The following is a 13,511-nucleotide window of genomic DNA, read 5'->3' on the forward strand; positions in this document are numbered from 1 at the left end:
GGTCGCGCACACCGTCAACGGTGTGCGCGACCCCCTTGTGGTGTGCGTGGACTACCAGGTCCAGGTGTAGCGCAGGTCGGCGGTCCAGTCGATCGGCTTGCCCTCGCCCACCGTCGCGTGGATCTGCAGGCCGGGTCCCTTGCCCCTGCCCAGCTTCTGCGTGCGGTCGATCTGCATGCGCATCGGGTGGCCGTTGTCGTCCCACCAGGTCTCCTGCTGCTCGATGCAGGCGACGGTGCCGAGGAACCTCGTGGCGCAGGTGGTGGCGGGGCGCCAGATCTGGCGGTGCCGGAAGTGCACGACGCCGGCAGCGGTCGTGATGGTGCCGTCGGCGATGAGGCAGTAGGCCGCCGTGGGAACCGTCCACCGGACGTAGTGCTGCTGGCCGCCGTGGCTCGGCAACGACACCAGGTGAGCGCAGTCGCCGTCACCGACCTGCTCGGACGTGACGCGCTGCGGGTTGTACGCGCCCGTGCCCTTGTCCTCGTAGCCGTCGAGGTAGACCCAGTCGCCGTCGTGGACGAAGTGCTCCACGCCCGTCGCCGGGTTGTTCCAGTTCGCCGGGGTGTCCCAGCGGATCTCGGAGCGGCCGGCACCCGTCGGGTTCCAGGCCCACTGGCTCGCAGGGGCCCCGGCGGTGTCCACGAGCTGGCCTGCGGAGCGGCTGCTCATGAGCGAGTACTGGTCGTAGGTCTCGCCTGCGGCATCGGCGGTGCCGGTGACCGCACCGATGACCAGGACCATGCCGATGGCGACGCTGAGCCAGCGCGCGGAACTGCGAGATCGTGCGGACAACCTGGACTCCAACGGGTGGTGGTCGACAGTGCCGCCCGATCGTCCCAAGATCGACCGGGCGTCTCCACCGGCTACGACGATCCCCGGAACGTCAGCCCGCGGTGGCGGTGACGGCCGCGGGTGGGTCGAGCGGGTGCGCGATCTCGTCACGCGGCAACCGCCACCCCAGTATCGCCGCGGCGGCGAGGAACACCGGTACGGCGCCGGCCAGCACGAACGTGAGCGGGACCCCGAGCCAGGTGCCGACCGGGCCCGCCATGGCCATCGAGATCGGCATCAGGGCCAGCGACACGAAGAAGTCCAGGCTCGACACCCGGCCGAGCAGGTGCGGCGGGACCCGGCGCTGCAGCAGCGTGCCCCAGATGACGATCGCGGCGGAGCCGGTGAACCCGACGGCGAACACCGCGATCGCCATGACCCAGAGCTGGGCGGTGATCCCGAGCAGCACGAGCGGCGCCGCGCCTGCGCCCCACAGCAGCAGCATCACCGTCAGGTAGCGCCGCGGCATCGCCAGCGACGAGACGACGAGCGATCCGATCGCGCCGCCCACACCGAACGCGCCCAGCACGAAGGCGAACCCGCCCGCGCCGCTGCCGGTGTTGTCGCGGACGGCGAACGGCAGCAGCACCTCGATCGGGCCGATGATCACCAGCACGTACAACGTGGCGAACGCCAGCGACGCGAACAACCAGCCCGTCCGGAACAGGTACCGAAAGCCCTCCGCGAGGTCGTGCAGCACCGAGCTGTGCTCGGCGGCCGGTGTGACGGGCAGCGTGCGCATCACCAGCAGGGCCAGCAGTGCGACCAGGTAGGCCGCCGCGGCCAGCAGGATGGCCACGCCCGGGTTGAAGGCGCCGACCACCACACCGGCGGCCGCGGGACCCAGCGCCTGCTGGGCGATGGGCCGCAGCGTGCCCTCGACGCCGTTGGCGGCCAGCAGCTCGTCGGCAGGCAGCATCGTGGGCAGCAGCGCCGTGTACGCCGGGAAGAAGAAGGCCTCGGCGGCACCGAGCACGAAGGCGATGACGGCCAGGTGCCACAGCGCCAGCGTGTTGCTGATGGCGAGCAGGCCCACGATGCCGGCCGTGGCGATCCGGGTGATCTCCACGACGATGAGCAGCGCGCGGCGGGGCAGCCGATCGGCGGCGACCCCGCCGAGGAGGACGCTGAGCAGCAGCCCGATGCTCGTGGCCGTGGCCACCACCGACAGCTCGGCCGGCCCGCCCCCGAGCGCCATCACCTGCCAGACGAGCGCCACGATCCACATGCCGCTGCCGACCAGCGACACCCCCATCGACGCGACGAGGAAGCGGTAGTCGCGGTGCCGGAACGGGCGCAGCGCGCGGGGCAGGGTGCGCCGCCGGTCGGTCATCGGATCTCCGCGGGGGACGTCAGCCGGGTGGTGTCGACCGGCTACGCTAACCCTGCGATCCGCCCGCCGCGCGTGAATTGTCCGCATTCTCCGGGTGTCGCGCCCGCGCCTTGTACCCCATGCGCGGCCCTCCGCGCAACGGACGTACACTTGGGGTTCGGCGCGCCTCATGGCGCCGGTTCCGTCGTGCCCGGTGCACTTCTGGTCCCGGGTTGGTGGCGTGCCCGCACGGGCAACACAGCACGGAACCAAGGGTACGCACACCTGTCACGGATCGCGGAGGATATGGCCAAGAAGGACGGGGCGATCGAGGTCGAGGGCCGGGTCGTCGAACCCCTGCCGAACGCGATGTTCCGCGTGGAGCTGGAGAACGGACACCGGGTCCTCGCGCACATCAGCGGGAAGATGCGGCAGCACTACATCCGAATCCTCCCTGAGGACCGGGTGGTCGTGGAGCTCTCTCCCTACGACCTCACCCGCGGCCGGATCGTCTACCGCTACAAGTGAACGAGCACCAACAACAAAGAGAGCGACGGACGTGAAGGTCCAGCCAAGCGTCAAGAAGATCTGCGACAAGTGCAAGGTCATCCGCCGTCACGGGCGGGTCATGGTGATCTGCGAGAACCTGCGTCACAAGCAGCGTCAGGGCTGATCACCCCCGCAAGGGGATCGAGCACGTCGCGGTCTTGCTGACCGCAGTTACACAGAGGAACTCAGCGCACCTGCCGGGCCACACGGGCCCGGTTCACCCCCGGACCAGGCCGGGGCCCGCCCGACGCAGCATGCGAGGTCGGCAGCGGGACGGTCGTTGAGCAGACCTGGCACGAAAAATCGACAGGAGAACACCGCCGCATGGCACGACTCTCTGGCGTCGACCTCCCCCGCGACAAGCGGATGGAGATCGCGCTCACCTACATCTTCGGCATCGGGCGCACGCGCTCGAAGCAGATTCTCGAGGCCACCGGCATCGACCGGGACCTGCGCTCGAAGGACCTCACGGACGAGGACCTGACCGCGCTGCGCGAGTACATCGAGAGCAACCTCCGCGTCGAGGGTGACCTTCGCCGCGAGGTGCAGGCCGACATCCGTCGCAAGATCGAGATCGGTTGCTACCAGGGGATCCGGCACCGCCGGGGCCTGCCGGTGCGCGGCCAGCGCACCAAGACCAACGCCCGCGGCCGCAAGGGACCGAAGAAGACGGTCGCCGGCAAGAAGAAGGCAGGTAAGAAGTAATGCCGCCCCGTACCCGCTCCGGCGCCGGACCCAAGAAGGTCCGCCGCAAGGAGAAGAAGAACATCGCGATGGGCCACGCGCACATCAAGAGCACCTTCAACAACACCATCGTGTCGATCACCGACCCGACCGGTGCCGTGATCGCGTGGGCCTCCGCAGGCCACGTCGGTTTCAAGGGCTCGCGCAAGTCCACCCCCTTCGCCGCGCAGATGGCCGCCGAGAGCGCCGCCCGCAAGGCCGCCGAGCACGGCATGAAGAAGGTCGACGTGTTCGTCAAGGGTCCCGGCTCCGGCCGCGAGACCGCGATCCGTTCCCTCCAGGCCGCCGGCCTCGAGGTCGGCACCATCTCCGACGTCACCCCGCAGCCGCACAACGGCTGCCGGCCGCCCAAGCGGCGCCGGGTCTAGGGAAAGGGAGTAACAAGACATGGCTCGTTACACCGGACCCATGACCCGCAAGTCCCGCCGGCTCAAGGTCGACCTCGTCGGCGGCGACCAGGCGTTCGAGCGTCGCCCGTATCCGCCCGGCCAGCACGGCCGGATCCGGATCAAGGAGACCGAGTACCTCCTGCAGATGCAGGAGAAGCAGAAGGCGCGCTTCGCCTACGGCGTGATGGAGCGGCAGTTCAGCCGCTACTACAAGGAAGCCAGCCGTCGCGAGGGCAAGACCGGCGACAACCTGCTGCAGCTCCTCGAGTGCCGCCTCGACAACGTCGTGTACCGCGCGGGCCTCGCCCGCACGCGGCGCATGGCTCGCCAGCTGGTGAACCACGGCCACTTCCTTGTGAACAACAAGAGGGTCGACATCCCCAGCTTCCAGGTGACTCGCTACGACATCATCGATGTCCGCCCGAAGTCGCTGGCCACCGATCCGTTCATCATCGCCAAGGAGCTCCTCGGCGATCGTCCGGTTCCCGCGTGGCTGCAGGTCGTTCCGTCGAACCTGCGCATCCTGGTCCACTCCGTGCCCGAGCGTGCGCAGATCGACACGCAGGTCACCGAGCAGCTCATCGTCGAGTACTACTCCAAGTAGTTCTCTCTCTCTTGGGTAGGTAGCTACTCGACACCCCCGTCGCCGCAGGGAGGCGGCGGGGGCTTGCTGCGGCATCAAATAGCGGTTGCCGCAGGCCTGAAGGAGGCACATCCCCATGCTGATCTCTCAGCGCCCCGCACTGACCGAGGACTCGGTCGTCGACACCCGCTCCCGGTTCGTCATCGAGCCGCTGGAGCCGGGCTTCGGTTACACGCTGGGCAACTCGCTCCGGCGCACGCTGCTGTCCTCCATCCCGGGGGCAGCGGTCACGAGCATCCGCATCGACGGCGTGCTCCACGAGTTCACCACCGTTCCCGGGGTGAAGGAGGATGTCACCGACATCATCCTGAACCTCAAGGAGCTGGTCGTGTCCTCCGAGGAGGACGAGCCGGTCACGATGTACCTGCGCAAGCAGGGCCCCGGCCCGGTCACCGCAGGCGACATCGTGCCCCCGGCCGGTGTCACCGTGCACAACCCGGATCTGCACATCGCCACGCTGAACGACAAGGGCCGCCTCGAGGTGGAGCTCGTCGTCGAGCGTGGTCGTGGCTACGTCCCGGCCATGCAGAACAAGGCCACCGGCGCCGAGATCGGCCGCATCCCGGTCGACTCGATCTACTCGCCGGTCCTCAAGGTGACCTACAAGGTCGAGGCCACCCGTGTCGAGCAGCGCACCGACTTCGACAAGCTGGTGCTCGACGTCGAGACGAAGCCCTCGATCACCCCCCGCGACGCGCTGGCCTCTGCCGGTAAGACGCTCGTCGAACTGTTCGGGCTCGCCCGCGAGCTCAACGTCGACGCCGAGGGCATCGAGATCGGGCCGTCGCCGCAGGAGGCCGACACCATCGCGGCCTTCGCGATGCCGATCGAGGAGCTGGACCTCACCGTCCGGTCCTACAACTGCCTCAAGCGCGAGGGCATCCACACCGTGGGTGAGCTGGTGGGCCGCAGTGAGGCCGACCTGCTCGACATCCGCAACTTCGGTGCGAAGTCGATCGACGAGGTCAAGATGAAGCTCGTCGGGCTCGGCCTCGCGCTCAAGGACAGCCCGCCCGGATTCGACCCGTCGGCTGCGGCTGCCGAGTACGGCTCCGACGGATTCGACGCCGACCAGCCGTTCGGCGACGACGGTCAGGATTACGCAGAAACGGAGCAGCTGTAGCCATGCCTCAGCCCACCAAGGGGCCCCGCCTCGGCGGTTCGCCCGCGCACCAGCGGCTGATCCTGGCCAACCTGGCCACACAGCTGTTCCAGCATCGCCGGATCACCACCACCGAGGCGAAGGCGAAGCGGCTCCGGCCCTACGCCGAGCGCCTGATCACCAAGGCGAAGCGCGGAGATCTGCACAACATCCGCGAGATCGCCAAGGTCATCCGCGACAAGGACGTCATCCACGCCCTCGTCACCGACATCGGCCCGTTCTTCGCCGACCGTCAGGGTGGCTACACGCGCATCACCAAGACCATGCCGCGCAAGGGCGACAACGCCCCCATGGCCGTGATCGAGCTGGTGTCGCAGAAGACCGTCACCGACGAGGCCAACCGGGCTCGTCGCGCGGACGCGTCGCAGAAGGCGGCGGCCCAGAAGGCCGCAGCCGCACCGGCCGAGACCGAGGAGACCGCTCCGGTCGCCGAGGCCGAGGTCGTCGAGGCCCCCGAGGCCGTCGAGTCCGCGTCCACCGACGAGGCGCCTTACGGCGAGGGCAGCCACGCCCCGCTCGAGGACCCGGCGGAGGCCCCCGCGGGCTTCGACATCAAGGGCAACGCCGACTCGATGCTGTACCACGTCCCCGGCACGGCGTTCTACGACCGCACCGTGGCCGAGGTCTGGTTCGCGAACGCGGAGGCCGCCGAGGCCGCCGGGTTCACGCTGCCGCCGTCGCAGCAGGAGAAGGACGAGTCCTGATCCACCCGCACCACACCACCGAGCCCGTCGTCCCCCCGGACGGCGGGCTCGGTGCTGTTTCCCGCTACCGCCTCGACCTCGGCTACGACGGCACCGACTTCTCCGGCTGGGCGATGCAGCCAGGGCTCCGCACCGTGTGCGGCGTGCTCACCGAGGCCGTGGCCACGATCTTGCGGCTGCCGGTCACGCTCACCGTCGCCGGGCGCACCGACGCCGGCGTCCACGCCGACGGGCAGGTCGCCCACATCGACCTCCCGGTGGACGTGGACCCCGCGCAGCTGCTGCGCAGGGTGAACCGGCTGCTGCCGCCCGACGTCCGCGTGTACGCGATCTCGTCGGTGCCCGACACGTTCGACGCGCGGTTCGCCGCGCTGCGGCGCCACTACCGCTACCGCGTCGCCACGGCCCCGTTCGGGGCGGAGCCCTTGCGTGCCCGCGACACGCTGGCCTGGCCGCATCCGCTGGACCTCGATGCCGTCACCGCGGCGTCGGAGCTGTTGCTCGGCGAGCACGACTTCGCGGCCTTCTGCAAGCGCCGCGAGGGCGCCACCACCGTGCGTGCGCTGCAGCGGCTCGACTGGACACCCGGCGAGGCCTCCGGTGTCCTCCTCGCGTACGTCAGCGCCGACGCGTTCTGCCACTCGATGGTGCGCAGCCTCGTCGGGGCGCTGCTGGACGTCGGGCGGGGCCGCCGGGATCCGGCGTGGATCGCCACGCTGCTGCAGCGGGGGAGCCGGGCCAGCGAGGTCACCGTGGCTCCCGCACACGGCCTGTCGCTCATCGGCGTCGACTACCCCGACGAGGCCGATCTCGCGGCCAGGGCCGCCGTCACGAGGCAGGTACGGGTGGCGCAGGGCTGAGCCCGCCGCCCCCGGGAACGTCCGTGTTACGGCTTCGGTCCACGGCTCGGTCCCTGTTGTCCGCGGCCGTGCCGGGGGCGAGAGTGTGCAGATGGCAGCGGATCCCGTTCCGGGCACGGTTCCCGGCAGCAGCGACCCCGGGCGAGAGTACGGCGGCCGCGTCGTCGCCGTCGAACCCGGCGGCAACGAGCCGATCCCCGACGCCGAGCGCCACGGCAGGCCGCGCCAGCTGTTCTGGACGTGGACCTCGCCCAACCTCGAGTTCGCCACGGTCTTCGTCGGCGTGCTCTCGGTGCTGGTCTTCGGGCTGACGTTCTGGCAGGCGGTCGCCGCGATCCTGCTCGGCAACGGGCTCGCGTCCCTCGCGCACGGGGTGATCTCCGCTCGGGGCCCGGCCGGCGGGGTGCCGCAGATGGTGCTGGGCAGGCTGGCGTTCGGCTACCGCGGCAACGTGCTGCCCGCCGGGCTGATGACGATCACGTCGGGCTGCGGCTGGTTCGCCGTCAACAGCGTGAGCGCGTCGTTCGCGCTGAACTCCCTCACCGGCCTGCCGACGGTCGGCTGCCTCGTCGTCATCGTGCTGGTGCAGGTGGCCATCGCGTTCTTCGGGCACAACTTGGTGCAGGCGTTCGAGCGGATCGCCTTCCCGGTGCTCGCGGTGATCTTCGCGGTCGGTGCGGTCATCGTGCTGACGCACTTCGACGCGTCCGCGGTGCCTGCCGACGGGGGTGGCGGCGGCATCGGGGGGTTCCTGCTGACCGTCGGGGCGGTGTTCGGCTACACGGCGGGGTGGAGCCCGTATGCCGCCGACTACGCCCGCTACCTGCCCGCCGACAGCTCGCCGCGGCGCACCGGGCTCGCCGCGGGGCTCGGCATGTTCGTCTCCACGACCGTCCTGATGATCGTCGGAGCGGCGTCGGTGAGCGCTTCGGCGATGGCGGGCGTGACGTCGGAGAACCCGGCCACGAAGTACGTGGGCGTCCTGCCCGGCCTGCTCGCGAACCTGACGCTGCTGGCGATCGCGCTGGGGGCCGTCGCCGCGAACGTCCTCAACGTCTACTCCGGGGCGATGGCGTTCCTGAGCATGGGCTTCGAGGTGCCGCTGCGGCGGGCGCGGGCGGTGGTCGCGGCGGCGTTCGGCGTGATCGGTTTCGTCATCGCGCTGCTGGCGCTCGGTGACGCGGCGGCAGGCTACGAGGGCTTCCTGCTCGTGATCGTCTACTGGATCGGGCCGTGGCTCGGCGTGGTGCTGACCGACATGTACCTGCGCCACGGTGACATCCCCCGCGAGCTGCTCTACGACCGCGGGTATCGCAACCACGCCGGCGTGATCGCGCTGGTCGTCGGCATCGGGGTGTCGGTGCCGCTGTTCTCCAACCAGGTGCTGTTCACCGGGCTGGTGCCATCGCTGCTGCCCGGCGTCGGCGACATCGCGTTCTTCGTGGGCACCGCGCTCGCCGCCGCCGTCTACGCCGCGCTGTTCCCGCGGCTGTCGGCGAGCCGCAAGCGCTGAGGGTGCTTGCGGCGGTGGCTGCGCGGCCAGCAGAGTGAGGCGGGTGATGGCTCCGACTGACACCGCCGCGATGCTCGACGTCGCACTGGGCGAGGCCCGCGCCGGGTTCGCCGAGGGCGGCATCCCGATCGGCGCCGCCCTGTTCGCCACCGACGGCACGCTGCTGGGCAGCGGCCACAACCGGCGGGTCCAGGACGACGATCCGTCGATGCACGCCGAGACGGCGGCCTTCAAGGCGGCCGGCAGGCAGCGCGACTACCGCAAGACGATCATGGTGACCACCCTGTCGCCCTGCTGGTACTGCTCGGGTCTGGTGCGCCAGTTCGGCATCGGTGCGGTGCTCGTCGGCGAGGCGCGCACCTTCCACGGCGGCCACGACTGGCTCGCCGAGCACGGTGTCGCGATCACCGTGCTCGACGACGACCGCTGCGCGTCGCTGATGACCGACTTCATCACGGCGAGCCCGCAGCTGTGGAACGAGGACATCGGGGAGCCGTTATGACCTCGCCGATCCCGACGATCGACCTCGCGGCCTGGCGGGCGGGTGATCGCGGTGTCGGCCAGATCGTCGACGCCGCGCTGCAGGAGGCCGGGTTCCTGCTGGTCACCGGCCACGGTGTGGGCGACGCGCTGCGCGCGGACGTCCGCAGCGCGGCGCGGGCGTTCTTCGCGCTGCCGCCGCAGCAGAAGGCGCGCTACGGGGTGACGGTCGGCGGCCGGGGGTGGCTCGGGCCCGGCGTCGAGGCCAACGGTCGCGTCGAGGGCGTCGAGACGCCCCCGGACCTGAAGGAGTCCTTCGCTGTCGGCCCGTTCGTGCCGACCGGCGACGCGGCCGTCGACGCCGAGTGGTTCCTGCCGAACGTCTGGCCTGCCGAGGTCCCGGCGCTGCACGACGTCGCCGTCCGGTACACGGCGGCGATGGAAGCGCTGTCGCGCGACCTGCTGCGACTCTGCGCCGACGCGCTGGGGCAGCCGCTCGACGCGCTGACGGCGCTGGCCGCGCACCCGACCTGGACGTTCAACATCAACCGTTACCCGCCGCTGACCGAGGTGGGCGAGCCGGAACCCGGGCAGTACCGGATCGGGCCGCACACCGACTTCGGCACGGTCACCGTGCTCGACCGGGAGCCGGGGGCGGGCGGGCTGCAGGTCGAGACCCCGTCGACCGGGTGGATCGACGCCCCGTACGACCCGGCCGCGCTCACCGTCAACATCGGTGACCTGCTGGAGCACTGGACGGGCCTGCGCTGGCGCTCGGGGCGCCACCGCGTGCTGCCGCCGCAGGCCGGGGCGCCGCACGAGGAGCTGTACTCGCTGGTGTTCTTCGGCGAGCTCGACCACGACGCGCTGGTCACGCCCCTGGAGCCGCCGGTCGGGCGACGCGCGGGCCTGGCACCGGTGGTGTCGGCACCGTTCCTGCGGGAACGGCTGGACGCGATCACGGTGTAGCGGCTTGCGGGCCCCCACCCCGCACGAACGGCACTTTCGTCCACCCGAGGTGTACGAACGCGCCGTTCGCTCTGGCATGCGGGCAGAACTGAATGCCTGTGTTAATCTCTGAACGTGCCTTCAGAAAATCTGACGTTCATTGAACAGGCGCGTCGCAGCCAGATCGTCGGATGCGCCGCGGAGGTGATCGCCGAGGTCGGCCTCGCGAGGGCGTCGATGGCCCGCATCGCCGAGCGCGCCGAGATCAGCGTCGGGGTCATCTCGTACCACTTCGGCAACAAGGCGGGGATGATCGCGGCCGTCGTCGAGCACGTGGCTGCGACGGCGGTGGCGATCATGGAGCCGCAGATCGTCGGCCAGCCCACCGCGATGGCCGGGCTCCGGATGCTGATCACCAGCAACCTGGACTTCATGCGCAGGCACCCGCGCGAGCTGCGCGCACTGCTGGAGATCATCCGCCACGACGCGGCCGGCAGCGACCAGCAGGGCGTCTACGCGACGCAGGGCGTGCAGGCCGTCACCGACGTCCAGAGGGTGCTGGCCTGGGGCCACGCCACGGGCGAGTTCCGCGACTTCGACTCCCGCACCATGGCGATCACCATCCGGGCGGCCATCGACGCCGTGCCCGCGCTGATCGGCGTGCTTCCCGATCTCGACCTCGTCGCCTACGGCGTCGAGCTCGCCGACATCTTCGAACGCGCGACCACCGCGCACCCGATCGAAGGATCATCGTGATGGATGCACTCGAGCTGGACGGACTCTGCAAGTCCGACGGTGGCCGCGCCGCGGTCGACCACCTGAGCCTGCGGGTGCCGCGCGGCTCGTTCTTCGGCGTGCTCGGCCCCAACGGCGCAGGCAAGACCACGTCCCTGTCCATGGCGGTGGGCCTGCTGCGGCCCGACGCGGGCACCGCACGGATCTTCGACGTCGACGTCTGGGCGGCGCCCCAGCAGGCGAAGGCGCTGGTCGGCGTGCTGCCCGACGGGCTGGCGATGCCGGAGCGGCTGACCGGCCGCGAGGTGCTCACCTACATCGGGCTGCTGCGCGGGATGCCCGTCGCCGAGGTGACGGCGCGCGCGGCCGAGCTGCTCGAGGTGCTCGAGCTCGACGGCGAGGACCGCAAGCAGGTGATCGGCTACTCCACCGGCATGCGCAAGAAGCTGGGTCTGGCCGTCGCGCTGCTGCACGCGCCCCGGCTGCTGGTGCTGGACGAGCCGTTCGAGGCGGTCGACCCGGTATCGGCCGCGACGATCCGCACGATTCTGGGCCGCTTCATCGCGGGCGGAGGGTCGGTGGTCATGTCGAGCCACGTGATGGCGCTGGTCGAGCAGCTCTGCGACCGCGTCGCCGTCGTGGCAGGTGGGCAGGTCGTGGCGGCAGGCACCGTGTCCGAGGTGCAGGCGGGCGGCACGCTGGAGGACGCGTTCGTGGCACTCGTCGGGGCGTCGACGCGCGGGGCGGAGGGGCTGGCATGGCTGTCGGTGTGATGGCCCCCGATGTCGTGACGGTGGGGGCAGGCGCGCGGCCTTGGCAGGTGTTCGTGCGCATGAAGATCGCGATGCTGCGCCACGGGCTGCGCGATCAGAACCGGGTGTTCTTCATGGTGGTCGGGGGCGTGATCGGCCTCGGCCTGGCAGCCGGCACCGTGTGGGCGGGTGCCGCCGACGCCGACCTGCTGGCCGTCGCGCTGGGGCTGTGGATGCTCGGCTGGGTGGTCGGGCCGCTGTTCACCGGCGGTGGCGACGAGTCGCTGCGCCCCGAGTTCTTCACCGCGCTCCCGCTGTCGCGCCGGGCACTGACGGGCGGGCTGGTCGCGGCGTCGTTCGTCGGCGTCGCCCCGGTGATCGCGCTGGTCGCGCTGTCGTCGGTGATCGTTCAGGGCGCCCGGATCTCGGTGCCGGCAGCGCTGGTCGGGGTGCCTGCGGTGCTGCTGGAGCTGGCCTGCTTCGTGCTCGCGTCGCGGCTGGCCGTCGCCGTGTACGGGTTGCTGCTGCAGGTGCGTTCGGGCGCGGTGCTCGCCGGCGCCGTCAACGCGTTCATCCTCGCGTTCACGGCGCAGGGCTGGGCGCTCGTCGTCGCGTTCGTGAGCTTCGACGTCAAGGGCGTGCTCGCGACGGCGGGCCGGATCGCGCCGTCGGGCTGGGCCCTGGTGGCCGTCGAGGCGGCGGGCCGCGGTGACTGGCTGCTGGTGCTGGCCGCGCTCGCCGGGCTGGGCGTGCTGGCGGCGGTCCTGTTCCTGGGCTGGTCGGCGCTGCTGGCGTGGCGCGGTACCGCCGACCGGATCGGGGTCACGCCGAGGTACCCGCTGACGGCCCGCAGCGCGCAAGGTGCTGCCGGTGCCAAGGAGCTGCGCACCTGGTCGCGGGACCTGCTCAGCGGCCACCGCGTGGTGTTCTCCCTGGTGTACGGCCTGGCCTTCTGCCTGATGCCGCTCGCGATCGGCTGGACGGGCATGGTGCCGTTCGCCGGCCTGGTCGGCGCCGTGATGGGCGGTGCCATGTCGTCGAACCTGTACGCGGCCGACGGCACGGCGCTGTGGTTGACGTTGATGGTGCCGGGCTCCGCCCGCATCGACCTGCGGTCGCGGCAACGCGCGTTCCTGCTGGTCTACGGGCCGCCGGTGGTGCTGATCAGCTTGCTGGCGACGTGGTGGGGCGACGCGACGGCCTGGCCGCTGGTGCTCGCCGTGCTGCCTGCCGTGCTCGGCGGGGCTGCCGGGATCAGCGCGCTGCTGTCGGTGGTGATGGCCGTGCCGGGCGTCGACGCGCACCAGCGGTCGGGCAACCCGCTCTCGTCCGGCGACAACGACGGCGAGGCCATGGGCCAGGTCTACGCGGGGCTCGCGCTGATCCTGCTCACCACCGGCCCGGCCGTCGGCGCCGCGTTGTGGTGGGGCTGGTGGGGCGTGCCGGTGGGCGTCGCGACCGGGCTGCTGTCGTGGTGGGGGCTCGGTGCGATCGCGATCTCCCGGCTGGAGCGCCGCGGTCCGGAGCTGCTGAGCCTGCTGCGCCACGGTCGCCCGGCCGACGGCCCCGGTGGTGCGGCCGTGGGCTCGTTGGCGGCGCGGATGGAGGCGCTGCCGTTCTGGCGCCGGGTGCTCGTGTGGCTGTGCGTCTCGTTCGGGGCGATCCCGCTGTTCCCCCAGGGCGTCGTTCCGATGATCTTCAAGTTCTCCGGGGTGGAGACGAAGTCCTGGTTCCTCGCGATGCACGTGCCGGACGCGTGGTCCTGGCCGGTGATCGTCGCGATGATCGCGCTCGGGCTCGCGATGTACGCCACGGTGGCGTCGGTGTTCTGGGCGCCGGCGGCGCCGCAGCCCGCGGAGTAGGCGCGGCGGGTTTTCCCGAACGCC

At 71.0% G+C, this 13,511-nt stretch carries 15 protein-coding genes and 1 pseudogene; 14 read left to right on the top strand and 2 right to left on the bottom strand.

Annotation, left to right across the window (positions count from 1 at the left end):
• Positions 1 to 51 precede the first annotated feature (51 nt).
• The gene (locus ACFPFQ_RS04505) at positions 52 to 795 is read right to left on the bottom strand and encodes a hypothetical protein (protein ID WP_379615036.1); all 744 of its coding nucleotides are present in this window, start codon (positions 793 to 795) and stop codon (positions 52 to 54) included.
• Between the two features lie 91 nt (positions 796 to 886).
• Positions 887 to 2,167 (bottom strand): MFS transporter, encoded by a 1,281-nt coding sequence (locus ACFPFQ_RS04510; protein WP_379615038.1) that lies wholly within the window; start codon positions 2,165 to 2,167, stop codon positions 887 to 889.
• 285 nt (positions 2,168 to 2,452) lie between these two features.
• Between ACFPFQ_RS04510 and infA the strand changes: the two genes are divergently transcribed.
• The 14 genes and pseudogenes from infA (at position 2,453) to ACFPFQ_RS04580 (ending at position 13,487) form a co-directional block, all read left to right on the top strand.
• Complete coding sequence (gene infA, locus ACFPFQ_RS04515; protein ID WP_028929190.1) at positions 2,453 to 2,674, top strand: translation initiation factor IF-1; 222 nt, start codon at positions 2,453 to 2,455, stop codon at positions 2,672 to 2,674.
• A 31-nt stretch (positions 2,675 to 2,705) separates the two neighbouring features.
• A complete protein-coding gene (gene rpmJ, locus ACFPFQ_RS04520) occupies positions 2,706 to 2,819 on the top strand; it encodes a 50S ribosomal protein L36 (protein ID WP_010148647.1) in 114 nt (37 codons plus the stop codon).
• Between the two features lie 200 nt (positions 2,820 to 3,019).
• Entirely contained in the window at positions 3,020 to 3,400 is a 381-nt protein-coding gene (rpsM, locus tag ACFPFQ_RS04525; RefSeq protein WP_379615040.1) for a 30S ribosomal protein S13, read from the top strand.
• A complete protein-coding gene (gene rpsK, locus ACFPFQ_RS04530; RefSeq protein ID WP_379615042.1) occupies positions 3,400 to 3,807 on the top strand; it encodes a 30S ribosomal protein S11 in 408 nt (135 codons plus the stop codon). Before rpsM ends, rpsK begins: the two co-directional genes overlap by 1 nt.
• A gap of 19 nt (positions 3,808 to 3,826) precedes the next feature.
• Positions 3,827 to 4,432: a 30S ribosomal protein S4 gene (gene rpsD, locus ACFPFQ_RS04535; protein ID WP_379615045.1), complete on the top strand. Its 606-nt coding sequence runs from the start codon at positions 3,827 to 3,829 to the stop codon at positions 4,430 to 4,432.
• A 115-nt stretch (positions 4,433 to 4,547) separates the two neighbouring features.
• Positions 4,548 to 5,594 carry a DNA-directed RNA polymerase subunit alpha gene (locus tag ACFPFQ_RS04540; RefSeq protein WP_379615047.1) on the top strand — a complete coding sequence of 349 codons (1,047 nt, stop codon included), beginning with the start codon at positions 4,548 to 4,550 and terminating at the stop codon, positions 5,592 to 5,594.
• Positions 5,595 to 5,596: 2 nt separating this feature from the next.
• Positions 5,597 to 6,121 (top strand): annotated as a pseudogene (gene rplQ, locus ACFPFQ_RS04545) (50S ribosomal protein L17); the annotation flags it as partial.
• A 212-nt stretch (positions 6,122 to 6,333) separates the two neighbouring features.
• Positions 6,334 to 7,197 (top strand): tRNA pseudouridine(38-40) synthase TruA, encoded by an 864-nt coding sequence (gene truA / locus ACFPFQ_RS04550; protein ID WP_417715027.1) that lies wholly within the window; start codon positions 6,334 to 6,336, stop codon positions 7,195 to 7,197.
• Between the two features lie 91 nt (positions 7,198 to 7,288).
• Positions 7,289 to 8,710 (top strand): purine-cytosine permease family protein, encoded by a 1,422-nt coding sequence (locus tag ACFPFQ_RS04555; RefSeq protein ID WP_379615049.1) that lies wholly within the window; start codon positions 7,289 to 7,291, stop codon positions 8,708 to 8,710.
• A 46-nt stretch (positions 8,711 to 8,756) separates the two neighbouring features.
• Positions 8,757 to 9,212, top strand: coding sequence for a nucleoside deaminase (locus tag ACFPFQ_RS04560; protein WP_379615183.1), 456 nt, complete (start codon positions 8,757 to 8,759; stop codon positions 9,210 to 9,212).
• On the top strand, positions 9,209 to 10,159 hold the full coding sequence (locus ACFPFQ_RS04565) for an isopenicillin N synthase family dioxygenase (RefSeq protein ID WP_379615051.1): 951 nt from the start codon (positions 9,209 to 9,211) through the stop codon (positions 10,157 to 10,159). Before ACFPFQ_RS04560 ends, ACFPFQ_RS04565 begins: the two co-directional genes overlap by 4 nt.
• Before the next feature lie 114 nt (positions 10,160 to 10,273).
• Positions 10,274 to 10,894, top strand: coding sequence for a TetR/AcrR family transcriptional regulator (locus ACFPFQ_RS04570; RefSeq protein WP_379615053.1), 621 nt, complete (start codon positions 10,274 to 10,276; stop codon positions 10,892 to 10,894).
• Positions 10,894 to 11,646: an ABC transporter ATP-binding protein gene (locus ACFPFQ_RS04575; RefSeq protein WP_379615055.1), complete on the top strand. Its 753-nt coding sequence runs from the start codon at positions 10,894 to 10,896 to the stop codon at positions 11,644 to 11,646. Before ACFPFQ_RS04570 ends, ACFPFQ_RS04575 begins: the two co-directional genes overlap by 1 nt.
• Positions 11,631 to 13,487, top strand: a complete 1,857-nt coding sequence (locus ACFPFQ_RS04580; protein WP_379615057.1) for a hypothetical protein — start codon at positions 11,631 to 11,633, stop codon at positions 13,485 to 13,487. Before ACFPFQ_RS04575 ends, ACFPFQ_RS04580 begins: the two co-directional genes overlap by 16 nt.
• Positions 13,488 to 13,511: the final 24 nt, after the last annotated feature.

The organism is Pseudonocardia sp. GCM10023141, assembly GCF_042653605.1.